The 20,263-nt window shown below is 74.9% G+C and carries 18 protein-coding genes and 1 riboswitch; of the genes, 10 read left to right on the top strand and 8 right to left on the bottom strand.

Translation table 11 applies throughout. The features are described 5' to 3' along the window. Positions 1-20: 20 nt before the first annotated feature. Genes cobJ through ACZ66Z_RS13865 form a run of 3 tightly spaced genes read right to left on the bottom strand, consistent with a single transcriptional unit; the run spans position 21 to position 3,492 of the window. Positions 21-1,454, bottom strand: coding sequence for a precorrin-3B C(17)-methyltransferase (cobJ, locus tag ACZ66Z_RS13875; protein WP_469934271.1), 1,434 nt, complete (start codon positions 1,452-1,454; stop codon positions 21-23). A 47-nt stretch (positions 1,455-1,501) separates the two neighbouring features. Further along, the gene (locus ACZ66Z_RS13870; RefSeq protein ID WP_469934176.1) at positions 1,502-2,155 is read right to left on the bottom strand and encodes a precorrin-8X methylmutase; all 654 of its coding nucleotides are present in this window, start codon (positions 2,153-2,155) and stop codon (positions 1,502-1,504) included. Next, the gene (locus tag ACZ66Z_RS13865; protein WP_469934270.1) at positions 2,152-3,492 is read right to left on the bottom strand and encodes a cobalamin biosynthesis protein CobG; all 1,341 of its coding nucleotides are present in this window, start codon (positions 3,490-3,492) and stop codon (positions 2,152-2,154) included. The genes ACZ66Z_RS13870 and ACZ66Z_RS13865 overlap by 4 nt, the downstream gene beginning before the upstream one ends. A gap of 115 nt (positions 3,493-3,607) precedes the next feature. Continuing rightward, positions 3,608-3,688: riboswitch (cobalamin riboswitch) on the top strand. Positions 3,689-3,747: 59 nt separating this feature from the next. Here ACZ66Z_RS13865 and cobN point away from each other — a divergent pair. Next, positions 3,748-7,347 carry a cobaltochelatase subunit CobN gene (gene cobN, locus ACZ66Z_RS13860; RefSeq protein WP_469934175.1) on the top strand — a complete coding sequence of 1,200 codons (3,600 nt, stop codon included), beginning with the start codon at positions 3,748-3,750 and terminating at the stop codon, positions 7,345-7,347. A 134-nt stretch (positions 7,348-7,481) separates the two neighbouring features. Here cobN and ACZ66Z_RS13855 read toward each other — a convergent pair whose 3' ends face one another. After that, complete coding sequence (locus ACZ66Z_RS13855) at positions 7,482-9,236, bottom strand: ABC-F family ATP-binding cassette domain-containing protein (protein ID WP_469934174.1); 1,755 nt, start codon at positions 9,234-9,236, stop codon at positions 7,482-7,484. A 187-nt stretch (positions 9,237-9,423) separates the two neighbouring features. On the opposite strand from ACZ66Z_RS13855, the gene ACZ66Z_RS13850 reads away from it, so the two are divergent. From ACZ66Z_RS13850 to ACZ66Z_RS13840, 3 genes are all read left to right on the top strand, one after another. Beyond that, positions 9,424-10,299: an alpha/beta fold hydrolase gene (locus tag ACZ66Z_RS13850; protein WP_469934173.1), complete on the top strand. Its 876-nt coding sequence runs from the start codon at positions 9,424-9,426 to the stop codon at positions 10,297-10,299. A gap of 188 nt (positions 10,300-10,487) precedes the next feature. Then, positions 10,488-11,447 (top strand): DUF1648 domain-containing protein, encoded by a 960-nt coding sequence (locus ACZ66Z_RS13845; RefSeq protein ID WP_469934172.1) that lies wholly within the window; start codon positions 10,488-10,490, stop codon positions 11,445-11,447. Positions 11,448-11,449: 2 nt separating this feature from the next. Next, positions 11,450-11,806, top strand: a complete 357-nt coding sequence (locus ACZ66Z_RS13840) for a GntR family transcriptional regulator (RefSeq protein WP_469934171.1) — start codon at positions 11,450-11,452, stop codon at positions 11,804-11,806. Between the two features lie 96 nt (positions 11,807-11,902). On the opposite strand, the gene ACZ66Z_RS13835 is transcribed toward ACZ66Z_RS13840, so the two are convergent. Continuing rightward, positions 11,903-12,811, bottom strand: coding sequence for a GlxA family transcriptional regulator (locus ACZ66Z_RS13835; protein ID WP_469934269.1), 909 nt, complete (start codon positions 12,809-12,811; stop codon positions 11,903-11,905). Between the two features lie 138 nt (positions 12,812-12,949). Here ACZ66Z_RS13835 and ACZ66Z_RS13830 point away from each other — a divergent pair, with 138 nt between their 5' ends. Next, complete coding sequence (locus ACZ66Z_RS13830; protein ID WP_469934170.1) at positions 12,950-13,564, top strand: MBL fold metallo-hydrolase; 615 nt, start codon at positions 12,950-12,952, stop codon at positions 13,562-13,564. Positions 13,565-13,702: 138 nt separating this feature from the next. Next, a complete protein-coding gene (locus ACZ66Z_RS13825; RefSeq protein WP_469934169.1) occupies positions 13,703-14,074 on the top strand; it encodes a hypothetical protein in 372 nt (123 codons plus the stop codon). Between the two features lie 9 nt (positions 14,075-14,083). On the opposite strand, the gene ACZ66Z_RS13820 is transcribed toward ACZ66Z_RS13825, so the two are convergent. Further along, positions 14,084-14,887, bottom strand: a complete 804-nt coding sequence (locus ACZ66Z_RS13820) for a class I SAM-dependent methyltransferase (protein WP_469934168.1) — start codon at positions 14,885-14,887, stop codon at positions 14,084-14,086. Between the two features lie 184 nt (positions 14,888-15,071). Here ACZ66Z_RS13820 and ACZ66Z_RS13815 point away from each other — a divergent pair, with 184 nt between their 5' ends. The 3 genes from ACZ66Z_RS13815 to ACZ66Z_RS13805 all read left to right on the top strand — a co-directional run bounded on the left by ACZ66Z_RS13815 (position 15,072) and on the right by ACZ66Z_RS13805 (position 17,261). After that, positions 15,072-16,469: a glutamate decarboxylase gene (locus ACZ66Z_RS13815; RefSeq protein ID WP_469934167.1), complete on the top strand. Its 1,398-nt coding sequence runs from the start codon at positions 15,072-15,074 to the stop codon at positions 16,467-16,469. 76 nt (positions 16,470-16,545) lie between these two features. Next, positions 16,546-16,956 carry a VOC family protein gene (locus ACZ66Z_RS13810; protein WP_469934166.1) on the top strand — a complete coding sequence of 137 codons (411 nt, stop codon included), beginning with the start codon at positions 16,546-16,548 and terminating at the stop codon, positions 16,954-16,956. Between the two features lie 26 nt (positions 16,957-16,982). After that, positions 16,983-17,261: a hypothetical protein gene (locus ACZ66Z_RS13805; protein ID WP_469934165.1), complete on the top strand. Its 279-nt coding sequence runs from the start codon at positions 16,983-16,985 to the stop codon at positions 17,259-17,261. 105 nt (positions 17,262-17,366) lie between these two features. Here ACZ66Z_RS13805 and ACZ66Z_RS13800 read toward each other — a convergent pair whose 3' ends face one another. Then, positions 17,367-18,470 carry an alkene reductase gene (locus tag ACZ66Z_RS13800; protein WP_469934164.1) on the bottom strand — a complete coding sequence of 368 codons (1,104 nt, stop codon included), beginning with the start codon at positions 18,468-18,470 and terminating at the stop codon, positions 17,367-17,369. 165 nt (positions 18,471-18,635) lie between these two features. On the opposite strand from ACZ66Z_RS13800, the gene ACZ66Z_RS13795 reads away from it, so the two are divergent. Next, positions 18,636-19,541 carry a LysR family transcriptional regulator gene (locus tag ACZ66Z_RS13795; RefSeq protein WP_469934163.1) on the top strand — a complete coding sequence of 302 codons (906 nt, stop codon included), beginning with the start codon at positions 18,636-18,638 and terminating at the stop codon, positions 19,539-19,541. Here the strand turns inward: ACZ66Z_RS13795 and ACZ66Z_RS13790 are convergent. After that, positions 19,525-20,199 carry a glyoxalase gene (locus tag ACZ66Z_RS13790; protein ID WP_469934162.1) on the bottom strand — a complete coding sequence of 225 codons (675 nt, stop codon included), beginning with the start codon at positions 20,197-20,199 and terminating at the stop codon, positions 19,525-19,527. The two genes, ACZ66Z_RS13795 and ACZ66Z_RS13790, sit on opposite strands and share 17 nt — an antisense overlap. Between the last annotated feature and the right edge of the window lie 64 nt (positions 20,200-20,263).

Raw genomic sequence — 20,263 nt, 5'->3', positions numbered from 1 at the left:
CCCCGCTCCCGCCCCGGATCTCAGCCGTACCGCCGCGGCGTCCACGTGATCGTGCGGCCGTCGCCCCGTTCGACCGCGCGCGTCTGCGAGGAGCCGATCAGGAGGAGGGTGCGCATGTCGACCTCCGCGGGGTCCAGGGCCTTGAGGGTGAGGACCCGGACCGACTGCTCCGGGCCGCCGACGTCGCGGGCGACGACCACCGGGGTCTCGGGGGAGCGGAGTTCGAGGAGGAGGTCGCGGGCGGCGGCCACCTGGTGGGTGCGGGACCTGGAGCCCGGGTTGTAGAGGGCGATGACGAGGTCGGCGCCCGCGGCCGCGCGGAGCCGGGCCTCGATGACGTTCCAGGGCTTGAGGCGGTCGGAGAGGGAGATCGTGGCGTAGTCGTGGCCCAGGGGGGCGCCGGCCGCGGCGGCGGCCGCGTTCGCCGCGGTCACCCCCGGGAGGACCCGTACGGGCACGTCCGCGTACTCCGGTTCGCAGGCGACCTCCAGGACCGCCGTCGCCATGGCGAAGACGCCCGGGTCGCCGCCGGAGACGACCGCGACCTTCCGGCCGCGCCGGGCCAGGTCGAGGGCGAACTCGGCGCGCTCGGACTCGACCTTGTTGTCGGAGCCGTGCCGGACCTGGCCGGGGCGGAGGACGGGGACCCGGTCGAGGTACGTCGTGTAGCCGACGAGGACGTCGGCGTTGACGAGCGCGCCGCGCGACTCGGGGGTGAGCCAGGGCGCCCCGGCGGGGCCGGTGCCGACGACGGTGACCTCGCCCGTCTCCCGTGCCGGGGGCTCCTGGTCGATGCGGGAGGGCAGGACGGCCACCGAGAAGTACGGGACGGAGGACGGGTCCACGTCCGTCAGCCTCTCCGTGCGCTCGCCCGTCATGAACGCCCGTTCCACGTAACGGGCGTCGTCGAGGCGGCCCGCCTGCTCCAGGGCCCGCCGCACGGTCGGGAAGGTGCGGCCGAGCTTCATGACGACCGCCGAGTCGGTGCCCGCGAGGCGGGCCGTCAGCTCGTCCTCCGGCAGGGTGCCGGGGATGATCGTGAGGACCTCCTCCGCCTCGCACAGCGGCTCGCCGAGCCGGGCGGCGGCGGCGCTCACCGAGGTGACGCCGGGAATGACGGTCGTGTCGTAGCGGTCGGCGAGCCGCTTGTGCATGTGCTGGTACGAGCCGTAGAAGAGCGGGTCGCCCTCGGCGAGGACGGCGACGGTGCGGCCGGCGTCGAGGTGGGCGGCGAGGCGGGCCGAGGCCTCCTCGTAGAAGTCGTTCAGGGCGCCCCGGTAGCCGCCCGGGTGGTCCGTGGTCTCCACCGTGAGCGGGTACGTCAGCCGCTCCTCGACGTGGTCCTCGCGGATGTGCTCGGCGGCGATGGAGCGGGCTATGGAGCGGCCGTGGCGGGCCGAGTGGTAGGCGATGACGTCGGCCTCGGCGATGGCCTTCACGGCGGCGACGGTCATCAGGTTCGGGTCGCCGGGGCCGAGGCCGACCCCGTAGAGCTTTCCGGTCACTGCTGGATCTCCGCTTCGTGGGCGAGGGCGTTGATCGCGGCGGCCGTCATCGCGCTGCCGCCGCGCCGGCCCCGTACGACCAGGTACTCGAGGCCGAGGGTGTTCTCGGCCAGCGCGTCCTTGGACTCGGCGGCGCCGATGAAGCCGACGGGGACGCCGAGGACGGCGGCGGGCCTGCCCGCGCCCTTCGCGATCATCTCCAGGAGGTGGAAGAGGGCGGTCGGGGCGTTGCCGATGGCGACGACGGAGCCTTCGAGGCGGTCCCGCCACAGTTCGAGCGCGGCGGCGGAGCGGGTGGTGCCCAGCTCGGCGGCGAGGCCGGGCACGGCCGGGTCGGAGAGGGCGCAGAGCACCTCGTTGTCGGCGGGCAGCCGCTTGCGGGTGACGCCGCTGGCGACCATCTGCGCGTCGCAGAGGACGGGCGCGCCGGCGCGGAGGGCGGCGCGGGCGCTCGCGACGACGCCCGGCGAGTACGCGATGTCCTGCACGAGGTCGGTCATGCCGCAGGCGTGGATCATCCGGACCGCCACCTGGGCGACGTCGGCGGGCAGGCCCGCGAGGTCCGCCTCGGCGCGGATCGTGGCAAAGGACCGGCGGTAGATCTCCGTCCCGTCCTTCTCGTAGTCGAACATCCTGGTGCTCTCGCTCATCTCGTCGTGCGGGCCGTGGTCACTGCTTCGGGCAGGGAGGTGCGGGGGGTGGGGACGCCGTCCACCAGGTAGGTGTCGTCGCCGGTGGCGAGGACGTCGACCCAGGTGCCGTGCGGGTGCCCGCAGCGGCGCTCGCACCCGGAGAAGTGCACGGGCAGCGGCCCCGCGGGTGCGGCGAGGGCGTCCGTCCGCACGTCGGCGAGGGACTTGGCGCAGCCGGGCCGCCCGGTGCAGGCGCTGACCCCGACCGAGGGCAGGTCGGGCCGGGTGACCAGGCCGAGCGTCTCCAGGACGGGCAGCCGGTCGGCGGGGGCCCCGACGGCGACCGCTCCGCGCCAGGGCGTGAACCGCAGCTCCTCGGCCCCGTCGGCCAGGGCCCGCAGCTGGGCGGCGGTCAGCCGGCCGAGGGGGGCGAGGACGTGCAGGGCGCGCTCGCCGAGGGGCCCGGGCGCGGGCGGCCGGGACGCGGGAAGCGGCGGCACGGGTACGGGCTCCGCCGTGATCCCGGCCCGCGCGAGGGCCCCGGCCCAGTCGGGGGCGTGCTCGTCGGACAGCTCGTGCGGCCGCCAGGCCCCGCTTCCGGCGGCCTCGGCGGCGTCGAGGAAGGCGAGGGCGGCGGTGAGGGCGGCCCGTACGGCGTCGTCGGCGACGAGGCGGAAGTCCCCCGGGGCGTTCGGCAGGGGAGGCGTCCCCGGGGCGTTCGGCCGGGGAGGTGCCCCGGGGCCCTTCGGCAGAGGAGGTGCCCCAGGGGCCTTCGGCCGGGAAGCAGACCCCGGGGAGCCGAGCCGCAGCAGGACGGATCCGTCCTCGCCTGCGATCAAGCTCACATCGCCGCCGAGTCCGGCGACGTCCCCGCGTCCGTCGTCGAGGAGGAACAGGAACCGTCCCGAAAGGGACGCGGCCCGGGGCTCGGCGCACAGGGCGGCGTCCAGTTCACGTGCCCACAACTGCACGTCCGCGTGGCCGAGTCCGTCGAGCCCCGCGCCGGGCGAGGCCACGATGTTGCGGACGCGTTCGTGGGTGGGGGAGGGCAACAGGCCCGCCCCGGCCAGGAGCTCCGCCAGCTCCGCCCCGCAGCCCTCGCCGAGGCCGCGCAGCTCCGCGTTGCCGCGCGAGGTGATGCTGATCCGCCCGTCGCCGAGGGTCTCGGCGGCGCGGGCCAGGACCCCTGCCTGACGAGCCGTCAGTCGTCCTGCGGGCAGGCGCAGTCGGGCGAGGCGGCCGTCGCCGGCGGGGTGCAGGCGCAGCGCCCCGGGGCAGGCGTCGCCACGGTCCCGTACGCGAGCTTCGCCCGGTTCGGGCGTCGGGGGTGGGGTGGGCGGCATGGCGGCGAGCATACCCACGGGGAACCGGCTGACCACCGGGTGTGATCCGGCCGACTCCCCGGTTCCCCCCGGCCCGGAGACGGCACGATCTAGGATGCAGATCGGCATGGGGTCCCAGGACCCCGGGGAGGAAGCCCGGTGAGAATCCGGCGCGGTCCCGCCACTGTGAGCCGCCCCCGTTCGTCCGGGGGCGGTGAGTCAGGAACTCCCGCCGTCCACACGACCACCCGGGGCGCGGACAACCCCGAGGAAGGGCCTGAGCTCGCCATGCTCCTGCTGCTGTCGCACTCCGACACCGACCTGCTCAGCGCCCGTGCGGCCGGGGGGCCGGTGGAGTACCGCTTCGCCAATCCCTCCCGGCTCCCGCACGCCGACCTCCCCGCCCTCCTCGACGGCGCCGACCTGGTCGTCGTCCGCCTCCTCGGCGGCGTCCGCTCCTGGCAGGAGGGCCTGGACGCGGTCCTCGCCGCCGGGAAGCCGGTCGTCGTGCTCAGCGGCGAGCAGGCCCCCGACGCCCAGCTCATGGAGGCCTCCACCGTCCCCGTCGGCGTCGCCACCGAGGCCCACGCCTACCTGGCGCATGGCGGCCCCGGGAACCTGGAGCAGCTGGCCCGCTTCCTCTCCGACACCGTCCTGCTCACCGGCCACGGCTTCGAGGCCCCGGCCGCCGCCCCCACCTGGGGCCCGCTGGACCGGGTCGCGAAGGACGGGACCGGACCCACCGTCGCCGTGCTCTACTACCGCGCCCACCACATGAGCGGGAACACCGCCTTCGTCGACGCCCTCTGCGGGGCGATCGAGGACGCCGGCGCCCGCGCCCTCCCGCTGTACGTGGCGTCGCTGCGCGCCCCCGAGGCGGAGCTGGTCTCCGTGCTGCGGGGAGCCGACGCGATCGTCACCACCGTCCTCGCGGCCGGCGGCACCAAGCCCGCCGAGGCGCAGGCGGGCGGCGACGAGGAGGCCTGGGACGCGGGCGCGCTGGCCGCGCTCGACGTGCCGATCCTCCAGGCCCTGTGCCTGACCGGTTCGCGGTCCGCGTGGGAGGAGAACGACGAGGGACTGTCCCCGCTGGACGCCGCCAGCCAGGTCGCCGTGCCCGAGTTCGACGGCCGCCTCATCACCGTCCCCTTCTCCTTCAAGGAGATCGACGAGGACGGACTGCCCGCGTACGTCGCCGACGCCGAGCGCGCGGCCCGCGTCGCCGGGATCGCCGTCCGGCACGCCCGGCTGCGCCACATCCCGAACGCCGAGAAGAAGCTGGCGCTCGTCCTCTCCGCGTACCCGACGAAGCACTCCCGCATCGGCAACGCCGTCGGCCTCGACACCCCCGCCTCCGCCGTCGCCCTGCTCCGCCGCCTGATCGCGGAGGGGTACGACTTCGGGCCCGAGGCCGAGCTGCCCGGCGTGGTCTCCGGCGACGGCGACGAGCTGATCTACGCCCTCATCGAGGCCGGCGGCCACGACCAGGACTGGCTGACCGAGGAGCAGCTCGCGAAGAACCCGGTCCGCATCCCGGCCGCCGACTACAAGCGCTGGTACGCCACCCTGCCCGCCGAGCTCCGCGAGCAGGTGGAGGAGCACTGGGGCCCGGCGCCCGGCGAGATGTTCCTCGACCGCTCCCGCAATCCGGAGGGCGACATCGTCCTCGCCGCCCTGCGGCGCGGGAACCTCCTGGTCCTCATCCAGCCGCCCCGCGGCTTCGGCGAGAACCCGATCGCGATCTACCACGACCCCGACCTCCCGCCGTCCCACCACTACCTGGCCGCCTACCGCTGGATCGCCGCCCGCGCCGAGGACGGCGGCTTCGGCGCCGACGCCATGGTCCACCTCGGCAAGCACGGCAACCTGGAGTGGCTGCCTGGCAAGAACGCGGGCCTGTCCGCCGCCTGCGGCCCCGACGCGGCCCTCGGCGACCTCCCCCTGGTCTACCCGTTCCTCGTCAACGACCCGGGCGAGGGCACCCAGGCCAAGCGGCGCGTCCACGCCACCCTGGTCGACCACCTGGTGCCGCCGATGGCCCGCGCCGACTCGTACGGCGACATCGCGCGCCTGGAGCAGCTGCTCGACGAGTACGCGCAGATCTCCTCCATGGACCCGGCGAAGCTGCCTGCGATCCGCGCCCAGATCTGGACCCTGATCCAGGCCGCCAGGCTCGACCACGACCTGGGGCTCGAGGAGCGGCCCGAGGACGACGGCTTCGACGACTTCCTGCTGCACGTCGACGGCTGGCTGTGCGAGGTCAAGGACGCCCAGATCCGCGACGGTCTGCACGTCCTCGGCGGCGCGCCGGAGGGCGAGGCCCGGGTCAACCTGGTCCTCTCCATCCTCCGCGCCCGCCAGATCTGGGGCGGCACGCAGGCGCTGCCCGGCCTGCGCGAGGCCCTCGGCCTCGACGAGTCGGCCGCGACCCGCACCACCGCCGACGAGGCGGAGGCGAAGGCGCGCGAGCTGGTCGAGGCGATGGAGGCCGCCGGCTGGGCGGTGGACGCGATCGACGCGGTCGCCGCCGCGTACGGCCCCGACGTGCGCGCGGTGCTGGACTTCGCCGCTCGCCAGGTCGTGCCGCGCCTCGCCGCCACCACCGACGAACTGGCCCACGCCGTGCACGCCCTGAACGGCGGCTTCGTCCCGGCCGGCCCGTCCGGCTCCCCGCTCCGGGGCCTGGTCAACGTCCTGCCGACCGGCCGCAACTTCTACTCGGTCGACCCGAAGGCCGTGCCGTCCCGGCTCGCCTGGGAGACCGGCCAGGCGCTGGCCGACTCGCTCCTGGAGCGCTACCGCGCCGACAACGGCGAGTGGCCGACCTCCGTCGGTCTCTCCCTCTGGGGCACGAGTGCGATGCGCACCGCCGGCGACGACGTCGCCGAGGCGCTCGCCCTGCTCGGCGTCCGTCCGCTGTGGGACGAGGCCTCCCGCCGCGTCAACGGCCTGGAGCCGATCCCGCTCGCCGAGCTCGGCCGTCCGCGCGTCGACGTGACGCTGCGCATCTCGGGCTTCTTCCGGGACGCGTTCCCGCACGTCATCGGCCTCCTGGACGATGCCGTACGGCTGGTCGCCGGGCTCGACGAGCCCGCTGCGGACAACTACGTCCGCGCCCACGCGCAGGCCGACCTCGCCGAGCACGGCGACGAGCGGCGCGCCACCACCCGCATCTTCGGCTCCCGCCCCGGCACGTACGGCGCGGGCATCCTCCAGCTGATCGACTCGCGCGACTGGCGCACGGACGCGGACCTCGCCGAGGTGTACACGGTGTGGGGCGGGTACGCGTACGGGCGCGGGCTCGAAGGCCGCCCGGCGCGGGCCGAGATGGAGACCGCGTACAAGCGGATCGCGGTAGCCGCGAAGAACACGGACACGCGCGAGCACGACATCGCCGACTCCGACGACTACTTCCAGTACCACGGCGGCATGGTGGCGACCGTCCGCGCGCTCAAGGGCACGGCCCCCGAGGCGTACATCGGCGACTCGACCCGCCCCGAGACCGTCCGCACCCGGACCCTGGTCGAGGAGACCTCCCGGGTCTTCCGCGCCCGTGTGGTCAACCCGCGCTGGATCGAGGCGATGCGCCGCCACGGCTACAAGGGCGCGTTCGAGCTGGCGGCGACCGTCGACTACCTCTTCGGGTACGACGCGACGACGGGGGTCGTCGCGGACTGGATGTACGACAAGCTCACGCAGGAGTACGTCCTCGACCCGGAGAACCAGGCCTTCCTCAAGGAGGCCAACCCGTGGGCCCTGCACGGCATCGCGGAACGGCTCCTCGAAGCCGAGTCGCGCGGCATGTGGGAGAAGCCGGACCCGGAGACGCTGGCCGCGCTGCGGCAGGTCTTCCTGGAGACGGAGGGCGACTTGGAGAACGACGAGTAACCTCCCGCCCCCTGCCCGTGTGGGCACACGGGACGGCGCCCTGAGCGGCGCCTCCGCGTTCCGCGCCTGGACCCGCACCACATTGCGCGGTGCACCTCGGGTGCGGGTCAGGGCAACGGGAGCCTCGGGCGCCGTCAAGGGCGCCGTTCCGTTGTGCCCACCCTCCCCCAAGCTCTCGGCTCCGCTCGAGCAGGGGGGACCCCCTTCGCCCCGGCGGAACAACTGCCCACAACGGGGTGGGCGGAGGGAGGGGTGGGCGTCGCCCCGGCGGAACGACCGCCCACAACGGGGGCGGCGGGCGGGGTCAGTTCGAGGTGGGGGCCCCGGAAAGCGGCGCGCAGCCGCCGGTCGTGCGTGACGACCACCAGCGTCCCCCGGTACCCCGCCAACGCCGCCTCCAGTTCTTCCACCAGGCCCGGCGCCAGGTGGTTGGTCGGCTCGTCCAGGAGCAGCAGGTCGGCCGGCGCGGTCACGAGCCGCGCCAGTTCGAGCCTGCGCCGCTGGCCGGCCGACAGGCGGTCCACCGGGACCGTCAGGTCCCGGGCGGCGAAGAGCCCGAGGGAGAGCAACTCCTCCGTGCGCTCCTCGCCGAAGGCCTCGCTCACCGTACGGGGGTCGGTGGGCGGGGCCACGTCCTGCCGGAGCAGGCCCACCCGGGCGGGCGCCCTCACCGTGCCGGCGTCCGGGACGAGTTCGCCCGCGAGCACCTTCAGGAGGGTGGACTTCCCGGCGCCGTTGGGACCGGTCACGAGGAGCCGCCCGCCCGGCTCCAGGTGCAGGGCGTCCAGGCGGAGCCGGCCGTCGACCCGTACGCCGGTCAGGTCGACCGCCGCGCCCTCGCCCACCGGCTCCGCGCGGAAGCGGAGCGGTTCGGGCGGAGCCGGCACGGGGTGCTCGGTGAGCCGGGCGAGCCGCTCGCGGGCGGCTCGGATCCTGCTCATCGCGCCGTGCGCCCGTGACCGGGCCCGGAAGGCACCCGCCCCGCTGAACGCCGCCGGGGCCTTGCGGGGGATCGCCGAGAACCGGTCGACGTGCGTGTCGGCCAGGGCCCGGTACCGGGCGAGCTCCTCCTTCCACTCCTCGTGCTCCCGCTGTCTGCGGGCCCGTTCGGCGGCGCGACCGGTGAGGTAGCCGCGGTAGCCGTCGCCGTACCGCCGCACGGTGTGGCGGTCCTCGTCGACCTCCAGGACGGCGGTGGTGACGCCGTCGAGGAAGGCGCGGTCGTGCGAGACGGCCACGACCGTGCCCCGGTGGGTGCGCAGCCGCTCCTCCAGCCAGGCCACGGCCTCGTCGTCGAGGTCGTTGGTCGGCTCGTCGAGCAGCAGCAGTTCGGGGTCGGCGGCGAGGACTCCGGCGAGGGCCAGGCGGGACCGCTGCCCGCCGGAGAGCGTGCCGAGCGGCCGGTCCCGGTCGAGCGGGCCGGACTCGCCGAGCCGCCGCAGGACGGTCTCGACGCGCCGGTCGGCCCCGGCGCCGCCCCGGGCCTCGTGGGCGGCGAGCAGTTCCGCGTACGAGGCGAGGGCGACGTCCGGATCGGTGCCCGTGGCGGACAGCTCCGCCTCCGCCGTGCGGATCGCCCGCTCCAGCTGCCGTATCTCCGCGAGCGCGTGGTCGACGGCGTCGCCGACGGTCGCGTCCGGGGGCAGGTCGAGGGTCTGGGCGAGGTGGCCGAGTCCGCCGGGGGCCTCGACGGTCACCGTGCCGTTGTCCGGGGCCTCCAGGCCGGCGAGGAGCCGGAGGAGGGTGGACTTCCCCGAGCCGTTGTCGCCGACGACGCCGAGGCGTTCGCCGGGTCGGACGGTGAACGAGACGCGGTCGAGGACGGTCCGGTGGTGGACGCGCCGGTCGTCGTACCGCCGGGTGACGTCGATGAATCGGGCACGGAACAAGGGCGACCTCCTGCCGTCGGGGACACGGTCACGAGACGTTGCGTCTCGTTTCGACGACGGTATGGCAGGTCGGGAGATATGGCAAGACGATACGTCTCGTATCGCAGAAAGGGCGGTCGTCGCGTCGATGAGTTCCGGAGGGGCCGACGGTCTACCCCCCGACCGTCCCACCACGGAGGAGAGAACCATGGCCGAGACCGACACCCGCACCCTGGAGACCGTCGGTGCGACCCTGCGCTACGACGTGCGTCCCGGCACCGGGCCCGAGGGGCGCCCCCTGCTGCTGATCGGCTCCCCCATGGACGCGAGCGGCTTCACCACGCTCGCCTCCCACTTCGCCGACCGGACCGTCGTGACGTACGACCCGCGCGGGGTGGGCCGCAGCGAGCGCACCGACGGCGCGGCGGAGACCCTCCCCGAGGAGCACGCCGACGACCTGGCCCGGCTGATCGAGGCGCTCGGCGCCGGCCCCGTGGACGTCTTCGCCAGCAGTGGCGGCGCCGTCAACGCCCTCGCCCTGGTGGCCCGTCGCGGCGACCTCGTGCACGCCCTCGTCGCGCACGAGCCGCCGACCGCCCAGGTCGTCCCGGACCGGGAAGCGGCCCTCGGAGCCTGCGCCGACGTCCACGCGACCTATCTGCGGGAAGGCTGGGGCCCGGCGATGGCCAAGTTCCTCGCGCTGACGATGCGGACGGGCGAGATCCCGGCGGACTGGGCCGAGGAGCCCGCCCCCGCGCCGGCCGCGTTCGGCCTGCCGGCCGAGGACGACGGCTCGCGCGGCGACCCGCTGCTCGGGCAGAACATGCGCGGCTGCACCTCCTACCGCCCCGACTTCACCGCCCTGCGCGCCGCGCCGACCCGGATCGTGATCGCCGCGGGCAAGGAGTCCGAGGGGACGTTCGCCGCGCGCGCGGCGGTCGCCGTCGCCGAGGGGCTCGGCACCCCGCTCGCCGTCTTCCCGAGCCACCACGGCGGCTTCCTGGGCGGCGAGTTCGGGCAGCACGGCGCCCCGGCGGAGTTCGCCGAGGCCCTGCGCGCCGCCCTGGAGGGCGACCGGGCCTGACGTGCCGCTTCCCGCACGGGGGCGAGGGGGCGAGAGGGGCGAGGGGGCGAGGGGGCGAGGGGGCGAGGGGATGAGGGGAGTGAGCGAGGCGGGGGAGGCGAGGGGGGTGGCGCATCGAGCGTATTGTTCTAGCGAAGTGCAAACAATTTGTTCTATGGTGAGGCGAACAAGGTGATCAGGGAGGTCCCATGAACCGCGCCGCACCCCGTCTCCGCGCGCTCGCCGCGCTCCCCTTCGTCCTCACCCTCGCCGCCTATCTGGCGCTCCTCGCCCTCCGGTACGACCGGCTGCCCGACACCCTCGCCACCCACTTCGGCCCCGACGGCGACCGTGCCGACGGCTTCACCGGACGCGCCGCCTTCACCGCCGTCAGCACCGGTCTGCTCCTCGCGCTCGGAGCCGGCTGGACCCTCCTGGCCCGCCGCGCCTCCCTCTGGGGCGCCTGGGCGACCGCCGGCTTCACCGGCGTCCTGCTCGTCCTCCTCGTACGGGACAACCTGGACGCCACCGACCCGGCGCGGGTCGAGTCCCCCCTCACCAACCTCCTGTGCGCGGCGGCGACCGCCGTCCTGCTCGCCCTCGCGGGCCTGGGGCTGACCCGGCTCGTCCCCCGCGACGAACCGGCCGTCGCCCCCGGCCCGCCCGACGCCCCCCGGCTCCCGCTCGGTGCGGGCGAGGTCGCCGGCTGGACCCGCGCCACCGCCTCCCGGCCGCTCACCGCCCTCGCGGTGCCCGCCCTCGTCGCCGCTCCGGTCGTCCTGCTCCTCGCGCCCCGGCCGGCCGCCCTGCTCGGCCTCCTCGGTCTCGTCATCGGCCTCCCCGGGCTCGCCCTCGCCCGGGTCAGGGTCACCGTCGACCGGCGCGGCGTCACCGTGCGCTCCGCGCTGGTCCCCCGGCCCCGCGCCAGGATCCCGCTCGACGACGTCGAGGGCGCGAACGCCCGGGACCTCGACACGGCGGCCGTCCTCGCCGAGTTCGGCGGCTGGGGCTACCGGGTCCGGGCCCACCGCACGGGCGTGATCGTCCGGAGCGGCGAGGCCCTCGTCGTGCGGCGGTCCGACGGCCGCGAGTTCGCGGTCACCGTGCCCGACGCGCGGACCGCCGCCGCCCTCCTCAACACGCTCGCCGAGCGGCATGGGAAGGTCTGACCGTGCTCTTCCGTGTCGACCCGGCCTCCGCCGTGCCCCTCGGCGACCAGATCGCCGCCTGTGTCCGGGGCGCCCTCGCCGACGGCTCCGCGGCCCCCGGCGAGCGCCTCCCGGCCGCCCGGGAACTGGCCGACTCCCTCGGCGTCAACGTCCACACCGTCCTCCGCGGCTACCAGCGGCTCCGCGAGGAGGGCCTGATCGAACTCCGCCGGGGCCGGGGCGCCCTGATCGTCCCCGGCGCCACCGCCCCCGACCGCGCCCGCCTGGTCTCCCGGCTCCGCGAGGCGGCGACGGAGGCCCGCGGACTCGGCCTCACGGACGAGGAGTTCATGAACCTGGCCCGTACGAGCCTCGGCTGACGGCCGCGCGGCCGGACCGGCCCGGGACGGCTCCCGGACCGGCGCCCCCGCCAGGGGGACGCCCCCCGGGGAAGCGGCCCCGGTGGAGCGCCCCCGTCAGCCCGTGCGGCTGAAGGAGCGGCGGTACGCGCGCGGGGGCACGCCCCGGCGGCGGACGAACTGGGCGCGGAGCACCGCCGCGCTGCCGAAGCCGACCGCGCGGGCGATCTCCTCGACCGGGAGCTCCGTCGTCTCCAGGAGCTCCTCGGCGCGGCTGAGGCGCAGCCCGAGCAGCCAGGCGTGCGGGGTGGTGCCGGTCGAGGCGGTGAACCGGCGGGCGAAGGAGCGGCGGCTCATCAGGGCCCGGCGGGCCAGCTCGGCGACGGGCAGCGGTTGGTGGAGGTTCTCCCGGGCCCAGGCGAGGACGTCGGTGAGCCGTTCGTCCCGGCTGTCCTCGGGCACGGGCGTCGCCAGGTACTGGGCCTGGCCGCCGTCGCGGTGGGACGGCAGCACCAGGTCCCGCGCGACGGCGTTGGCCGTGGTCGCGCCGTACTCCCGTCGCAGCAGGTGCAGGCACAGGTCGAAGCCGGCGGCGGCGCCCGCGCCGGTGACGACCGTGCCCTGGTCGACGTAGAGGGCGTCGGGTTCGACGGCGACCTCCGGGTGCCGTTCGGCCAGGAGTCCGGCGAACCGCCAGTGAGTGGTGGCCCGCCGCCCGTCGAGCAGCCCGGCCGCGGCGAGCGCGAAGGCCCCGACGCAGTGGGCCGCGACCAGCGCCCCGCGCGCGTGCGCCGCGGCCAGCGCGTCGAGGACGGCGGGCGCCGGAGGCGTGCGGAAGTCGGCCCACGGCAGGGCGATCACCAGATCGGCGGCGGCCAGCCGGTCCAGGCCGTGGTCGACCACCAACGGCAGCCCGACGTCGGTGCGGACCCGGCCGGGCCGGTCGGTGCAGAGCGCGAAGTCGAAGGCGGGCAGGCCCTGTCCGCGCGCGTCGAACACCTCGGAGACGATTCCGGCGCCGAGCATGCCGACGCCGTGCGGGGCGTAGGCGGCGACGGTCGGGAAGGGCGGCACGGGAGGAGTGTGGCACGCGTGGCACGATTCCCGCGATCAGTGGCAGCACGGCCACTCGTGAAGGGCCTCGCGGCACAGGAGACTCGGGGCATGACGACGACGAAGCACACCGCCGGCGACGCCCCCCTCGCCCGCACCGCCACCTACACGATCCTGACCACCGGCTACACCCTCTCGACCGGGCCCGGGGTCGCGGCCACCGTCTCGTACGTCCGCGACGGCGACCGGCACGTGATCGTCGACCCCGGGATGGTGGCCGACCGCGACCGCATCCTGGGCCCGCTCGCCGCGCTGGGACTCGGCCCCGACGACATCACCGACGTCGTGCTGAGCCACCACCACCCCGACAACACCATGAACGTCGGCCTCTTCGGGCAGGCCCGCGTCCACGACCACAAGGCGATCTACGAGCGGGACCGGTGGACCGACCGCGACGCCGAGGGCCACGAACTCGCCCCGTCGCTGCGGCTGATCCGTACCCCCGGCCACAGCCCCGAGGACATCACCCTCCTCGCGGGCACCGACGAGGGCGTCGTCGCCTTCGTGGGCGACCTCTGGTGGCGGCCGAACGGCCCCGTCGAGGACCCGGTCTCCCCGGACCGGGCGCTGCTGCGCTCCTCGCGCCTCCGCGTCCTCGCCGCCGCCGAGGTCATCGTCCCCGGCCACGGCCCCGCCTTCCCCGCGGACGAGACCGCGCCGCACTGACACCGCGCCGCACCCGCGTCGTGCCGCACCCGCACCCCGCCGCACCCCCGCCGCACCACACGCACATCGCGCCACACTGACATCGGACCGCACAGGGGGCCTCCGCCCCACGGGCCCGCGCCTCTAGAATCGGCTTCCATGTCGATTCCTGACGAGTTGCTCGTCGACGTGGCCGCCACCGTGGAAGCCGGACGGAGCAACCAGATGTCCCTGACCGTGGTCGCGGGGGGAGTGGTCATCACCGGGCGGCTCGCGCCCGAAGCCCTGTGGAGACAGCGCGTGTCGGAAGTCCTGACGGACTCGACGCGGCTGTCCGAGTTCTCCGGCGTCTTCGCCCGCGGCGCGGGGGAGAAGGCGGAGGACGGGGAGCCCCCCACCCACCTCCACTTCCACCTCGCCCGCATCCTCCAGGGGACCGTGGGCATGCCCGAGACCGGCGGGATGTACCGCGTCGCGATCGCGGACGTCAGCGCCTGGACCGTGGGGGACTTCAGCTACTCCGACAGCTGACCGCCCCGGCTACTGCTTGACCCCCGACACCACGAGGAACGGCGGGTGCCCCGCCTCCGCCGGATCGTGGCCGAGGAGCGCCGACCGGTGGGTGAGGACGGGCTCGTGGACGTCGAGGTCGGTGAACCCGGCCTTGCCGAGCACGTCGAGGTACGTCTGGCACGGCCAGTGGTGGTCGACCGGCTCCAGCGGGGCCCCGCCGTCCGGACGCTCCAGGCGCGACCGGCGCCGCTCGCCCTTGGTGTAGACGCGGCCCGGTTCGCCGCGGCGGAAGGTGGAGAACCGGATGCCCGTGGTGCGGGGGTTGGCGTCCAGCACGGCGAACCGGCCGCCGGGCCGCAGCACCCGGTGCGTCTCGGCGGCGATGTCGTGCAGGTCGGCGATGTCCCCGGTGGTGACGAAGACGAAGCAGGCCATGGCGGCGTCGACGGAGCCGTCGGCGAGGAAGCCGAGCCCGCCGTCGTCGGTGAGCCGGTAGTCGATCCGCGGGTGCGGGCGCCGCGCGCGGGCGATCTCCAGCACGGTGGGCGAGACGTCGACCGCCACCACGCGCGCGTCGGAGGCCTCGACGACGCGGGTGGCGACCTTGCCCGGCCCGCAGCCGTAGTCCAGGACCGTACGGACGGCACAGGAGCCGATGCCGAGGGCGTGGAAGACGGCGGGGTAGCCGATGAGGCGCTCGGGGAGGTCGTCGTAGGAGTCGAAGGCTTCGGCGTCGCGCCGGTCCGTGTCACCGGCGTCGCGCCGGTCCGCGTCACCGGCGTCGAGCCGGTCCGCGTCGCCGAGCGGGTGCGTGGTCGTACGAGGGGTCATGTGGGGGCCTTCCGGTGATGATCCACTTCGTCCGGAACGTACTGGTCGGGGGAGCCGCGGGACAGGGCCTGGGCGCTCCGCTCACCCGGGTGGGTCAACGGCCCCGTCCACGGCCGGGCGCCCCGCCCGGCCCCGTGGGTTGATGAGAGGACTGTCGACGAGTCCGCTGATCGAAGGGGAAACTGTGGCGCTCCACGAGATGAAGGGCCCGAAGAGGGTCGCCGACGCGGCGACCGACGTGTTCGCCTCGGCCCTCAGCGAGCGGGTTCTGCCGAAGCACCGGATGCCGGAGGAGCCGAACCTTCCCGCGGTCGTCTACGCGATGCTCCACGACGAGCTGCTGCTCGACGGCAACTCGGCGCAGAACCTGGCGACGTTCTGCACGACGTGGACGGACGACGAGGTCCGTCGGCTGATGAACGAGTGCCTCGACAAGAACATGATCGACAAGGACGAGTACCCGCAGACCGCCGAGATCGAGTCGCGGTGCGTGAACATCCTCGCCGATCTGTGGAACGCCCCCGGGAGCGCGACCGGCGAGGGCACGGCGATCGGCTGTTCCACCACCGGCTCCAGCGAGGCCGCCATGCTCGGCGGCCTCGCCCTGAAGTGGCGGTGGCGGGAGCGGCGCCGGGCCGAGGGCAAGCCGACCGACCGGCCGAACATCGTCGCCGGGCCCGTGCAGATCTGCTGGGACAAGTTCGCCCGCTACTTCGACGTGGAGCTGCGCCAGGTCCCGCTGGAGCCGGGCGCCACGGGGCTGCGTCCGCACCAGCTGAGGGAGTACGTCGACGAGAACACCATCGGCGTCGTCGCGATCCTCGGCGTCACCTACACCTGCGACTACGAGCCGGTCGCCGAGCTCGCCGCCGCACTCGACCGGATCCAGCAGGAGACGGGCCTCGACGTCCCGATCCACGTCGACGCGGCGAGCGGCGGCTTCGTCGCGCCCTTCCTCCACGAGGACTTCGTCTGGGACTTCCGGCTGCCGAGGGTGTCCTCCATCAACGCCTCCGGCCACAAGTTCGGCCTCGCGCCCCTCGGCGTGGGCTGGGCGGTCTGGCGCACCGCCGACCTCCTGCCGGAGGACCTCGTCTTCCGGGTGACCTACCTGGGCGGCGACATGCCGACGTTCGCCCTGAACTTCTCCCGGCCCGGCGGCGAGATCGTCGCCCAGTACTACAACTTCCTGCGTCTGGGGCGGGCCGGCTACCGACGGGTCCAGGAGGCCTGCGCGCTGACCGCCCAGTACCTCGCCGAGCAGATCGCGGAGATGGGCCCGTTCACCCTGCTCTACGACGGGCGGGGCGCGCTGCCCGCCGTCTCGTACACCCTCGCCGATCCGGCGGGCGCGGGCTTCAGCCTGTACGACCTCTCCGACCAGCTCCGGATGCGCGGCTGGCAGGTCCCCTCCTACCCGCTTCCCCCCGACCGGCAGGAGACCGTCATCCAGCGCGTCCTGATCCGGCACGGCATCGGCCGCGACGAGATCGACCTGCTGGCCCAGGACATCCGCCGCTCGCTGGAGCGCCTGACGAGGGGCGCGCCGGCGGACGCCGACCGCGCCGGCTTCCACCACTGAGGCGGTCCCGCGGTCCCGCGGACACGGATCAGGATCGGAGAAGCGCCGCGCCGGGGGCCGCCACTAGCGTGGGGCCATGGACATCAGCATTCACACCAGCTCCCTTCCGCACGACGACCCGGACGCCTCCCTGGCGTTCTACCGGGACGCCCTCGGCTTCGAAGTCCGCAGCGACGTCGGCCAGGGCAGGACGCGCTGGATCACGGTCGGTCCCGCGGGGCAGCCGGACACGTCCATCCTCCTGGCGCCGCCCGCCGTCGACCCCGGCATCACCGAGGACGAGCGCCGCACCATCACCGAGATGATGGCCAAGGGCACGTACGGCTGGATCCTCCTGGCCACCCGGGACCTCGACGCCGTCTTCGAGAAGGTGCGGGCCGCCGACGCCGAGGTCGTCCAGGAGCCGACGGAACAGCCGTACGGCATCCGCGACTGCGCGTTCCGCGACCCCGCGGGCAATCTGATCCGCATCCAGGAACTCCGCTAGCGCCGACCGGGTCGAGAGGAGTTCCCATGTGCCACCCCGCCTGGGCACGCGCGCGCGTCGCCGCGCGGCGCCTGGACGACTTCGCCCGTCTGCGGCGCGTCCGCGATCGGATCGACCGCGAGTACGCGCGCCCCCTGGACGTCCTGGAGCTCGCCCGGGGCGCGAGCATGCCGGCCGGCTTGCTGAGCCGCCGGTTCCGGCTCGCGTACGGAGCCTCGCCGTACGACTACCTGCTCGAACGCCGGGCGGAGCGCGCCCGGACCCTGCGGCTGCACGGCGCCCGGGCGGAGCGGCAGCCGGCCTGATCGCCTGGACGCCCGACCGCCCGACCGCCCGACCGATCCGTACGCCCGGGGCGGGGACGGCGGGGTCGTCTGCTTCTTCCGGAGCGCCCGGAAGCCCGCGTCCCGCTACGCCACGCCCGCTCCGGTGTCGGCGAGTGCGGGATAGTCGGTGTAGCCCTCCGCCCCGCCCACGTACATCAGGCCCTTGTCCCGCAGCGGATTGAGCGGGGCGCCGCGCCGGAGCCGTTCGACCAGGTCGGGGTTGGCGAGGAAGGCGCGGCCGAGGGAGACGAGGTCCGCCCCCGCCGCGAGGAGCCGCTCGCCCTCCTGCCGGCCGCCGTCGGCGGGGAGGGGGCCGGGCCAGGGCAGCAGGGGGTTGGCGATCAGGGTGCCCGCCCAGTGCTTGCGGACGTGCTGGAAGAGGGGCTGGTCCGGGTCGGCGAAGACGACGTGCAGGTAGGCGGGGCCGGTGTCGGAGAGGGCGTCGACGAGCGCGGGGTAGACGCTCTCGGCGTCGTCCTCGTGCATGCCGTTGGCGGTGACGCCGGGCGCGATCCGCAGGCCGACCCGCTCGGGCCCGACGGCCTCCGCGACGGCCCGCACGACCTCCACCACGAACCGGATGCGGCCGTCCGCCGAGCCGCCGTAGGCGTCGGTGCGACGGTTGGTGCCGGAGGCCAGGAACTGGTGGAGGAGATAGCCGTTCCCGCCGTGCACCTCCACCCCGGCGAATCCGGCGTCGACGGCCCGGCGCGCGGCGGCGGCGAAGTCGGCGACGGTGGCGCGGATGTCGTCGGGGGTCATCTCGACGGGCACGACGGCGGGCCGGTGCCCGTGCGGCGTGAAGATCGTGTCCGGGAGCGGCACCGGCGAGGGCGCGAGGGGGTGGAGGCCGCCGCTGTTGTCGGGGTGCCCGATCCGCCCGCCGTGCTGGAGCTGGAGGAACATCCGGCCGCCCGCGGCGCGCACGGCGTCGGTGACGCGCCGCCAGCCGGCGACGTGCGCGTCGGTGTGGACGGCGGTGATGTGCGGATACGTCTGCCCGACCGCGTTCGGCGTCGAGGCCTCGGCGATGATCAGGCCGGCGGAGGCGCGCTGCGCGTAGTACGTGGCCATGAGCGGGGTCGGAACGCCGTCGGCGTCGGCGCGGTTGCGGGTCATCGGCGCCATCACCAGGCGGTTGGGCAGGTCGAGGTCGCCGAGACGGGCGGGGTCGAAGACGGTGGTCATGGTGAACGTCCCATGCGTGTAGGCGGGTTGGGGACCGGGGGGTGTGTCACCACTCTCGGACGGGCGCTCCGGCCGAACAAGATCGATCTCGTCTACGATCGGTGAGCGGGACTCACCGGTGTCGGTGAGCCGGACTCACCGACGAAGGCATGGGGGCTCGCCGCGGTGGAGCGACACGAGATCGAGGTCTTCCTGGCGCTGGCCGAGGAACTGCACTTCCGGCGCACCTCGGAGCGGCTCGGCCTGGCCCAGGGGAGGGTCAGCCAGACCATCAGGAAGCTCGAACGCCGCTTCGGGGTGCCGCTGTTCGAGCGCACCAGCCGGCACGTCGCCCTGACCCCGGTCGGGCGTCAGCTGCGGGCGGACCTGCTCCCGGTCCAGGAACAGCTGCTGCGCGCCGTCGACCGCGCGATGGCGATGGGCCGGGGCATGACGGGCCTGCTCCGGGTCGGCTACTCGGGCTCGATGATCGCCGAGGTCCTGCTGGAGGCCGCCGACGCGTTCCGCCGGCGCCACCCGGACTGCGAGGTCGAGATCCGGGAGGTGCAGCTGTACGACCCCTTCGGGCCGATCAGGTCCGGCCGGCTCGACGTCCAGGTCACCGAGCTCCCGGTGGACGAACCCGACCTCACCGTCGGCCCCCTCGTCCTGTCCTCGCCCCGGGCCCTGATGGTCCCGGCCGGACACCCCTTCGCCCGCCGCGCGTCCGTGTCGCTGGAGGACCTGGCGGAGGCGACGCTCATCCCCGTGGCCGGGGACGCCGTGCCGCGGCACTGGCTCGACCACCACTACCCGCGACGGACCCCGGGCGGCGCACCCGTCGCGCACGGCCCGGCCCCCACGTACTGGACGGAGGTCCTGAACCTCGTCGGTCTCGGCCGGGGCGTCTCACCGGCCTGCGTGGACGCCGAGCGCTACCACGCCCGCCCCGACGTGGTCTGGGTCCCCTTCGACGACGCCCCGCCCATCGAGTACGGCTTCCTCTGGCCGACGACCGGGGAGTGCGCCCGCGTCCGTGCCTTCGTGGACGCCTTCCGCACGCTGGGGCGGGGGGTCAGCGGGGGGTCGTGAGCGCCGCGGGCTCCCAGACGAATCCGTCGGGGTCGGTGAAGGAGCCGTCGCCGCTGCCGCCGAGCGCGATCCGGTGCGCACCGCTGCCGTCGGCGGGGACGCCGAGGTCCTTGGCGAGCCCGCGGTGGGGGTACAGGGCGAGCGTGACGCCGCCCTCGGAGCTCCCGGGGCCTTCGGGGCCCGCGGGACCTTCAGAGCCTTCGGGACCGGCGAACTCGACGTACTTGCGGCCGAAGCTCTTCGCCACGGTGAGGCCCTGTCCGACGTAGAACTCCCTGGTGGCGGCCATGTCCGTCGCGCCCAGGAGGAGCACGACCCGGTCGACCCGCCCGGTGGCGGCCCCGGTGTCCTTCTTCTCCGAGGAGGCGACCTTCCAGATCGTCCCGTCCGGGGCCCGCACGACGCCGCCGTAACCCCAGAAGGACTTGGCGGCCGGCTTCAGGACGGTGGCCCCGGCGTCGGCGGCGGCCCCGACGAGGGCGCGGACGTCGGCCGGCTGTCCCACCGTGAGGGACACGGCGAACCCGCGGAACCCGTCCGAGGGCTCGTCCGCGGCGGCGCGCAGGCGCACGTGGGCGCCGAGGCCGGACGCGGCGTAGAAGGACTCGGCGGCCGTCAGGTCGGCGACTTCGAGGGTGAGGAGCGTGAGTGAGGTCATGTCGTCGACGCTAGTTCCGGCGGTCCGACCGGTGCTTCTCGAATCCTGACCGATGCCCCGGGGC

The organism is Streptomyces sp. NPDC107498 (genome assembly GCF_055582805.1).
The sequence above is the reverse complement of the archived record's forward strand: the minus strand, read 5'-3'. Positions and strand labels throughout refer to the sequence as shown.

Excerpts from the sequence above, each read along its gene's own strand:
- cobJ (WP_469934271.1), bottom strand. The coding sequence starts at position 1,454 with ATGACCGTCGCCGCCGTGAAGGCCATCGCCGAGGCCGACGTCATCGCC.
- ACZ66Z_RS13870 (WP_469934176.1), bottom strand. The coding sequence starts at position 2,155 with ATGAGCGAGAGCACCAGGATGTTCGACTACGAGAAGGACGGGACGGAG.
- ACZ66Z_RS13865 (WP_469934270.1), bottom strand. The coding sequence starts at position 3,492 with ATGCTCGCCGCCATGCCGCCCACCCCACCCCCGACGCCCGAACCGGGC.
- cobN (WP_469934175.1), top strand. The coding sequence starts at position 3,748 with ATGCTCCTGCTGCTGTCGCACTCCGACACCGACCTGCTCAGCGCCCGT.
- ACZ66Z_RS13850 (WP_469934173.1), top strand. The coding sequence starts at position 9,424 with ATGGCCGAGACCGACACCCGCACCCTGGAGACCGTCGGTGCGACCCTG.
- ACZ66Z_RS13845 (WP_469934172.1), top strand. The coding sequence starts at position 10,488 with ATGAACCGCGCCGCACCCCGTCTCCGCGCGCTCGCCGCGCTCCCCTTC.
- ACZ66Z_RS13835 (WP_469934269.1), bottom strand. The coding sequence starts at position 12,811 with ATGCTCGGCGCCGGAATCGTCTCCGAGGTGTTCGACGCGCGCGGACAG.
- ACZ66Z_RS13830 (WP_469934170.1), top strand. The coding sequence starts at position 12,950 with ATGACGACGACGAAGCACACCGCCGGCGACGCCCCCCTCGCCCGCACC.
- ACZ66Z_RS13825 (WP_469934169.1), top strand. The coding sequence starts at position 13,703 with ATGTCGATTCCTGACGAGTTGCTCGTCGACGTGGCCGCCACCGTGGAA.
- ACZ66Z_RS13820 (WP_469934168.1), bottom strand. The coding sequence starts at position 14,887 with ATGACCCCTCGTACGACCACGCACCCGCTCGGCGACGCGGACCGGCTC.
- ACZ66Z_RS13810 (WP_469934166.1), top strand. The coding sequence starts at position 16,546 with ATGGACATCAGCATTCACACCAGCTCCCTTCCGCACGACGACCCGGAC.
- ACZ66Z_RS13805 (WP_469934165.1), top strand. The coding sequence starts at position 16,983 with ATGTGCCACCCCGCCTGGGCACGCGCGCGCGTCGCCGCGCGGCGCCTG.
- ACZ66Z_RS13800 (WP_469934164.1), bottom strand. The coding sequence starts at position 18,470 with ATGACCACCGTCTTCGACCCCGCCCGTCTCGGCGACCTCGACCTGCCC.
- ACZ66Z_RS13790 (WP_469934162.1), bottom strand. The coding sequence starts at position 20,199 with ATGACCTCACTCACGCTCCTCACCCTCGAAGTCGCCGACCTGACGGCC.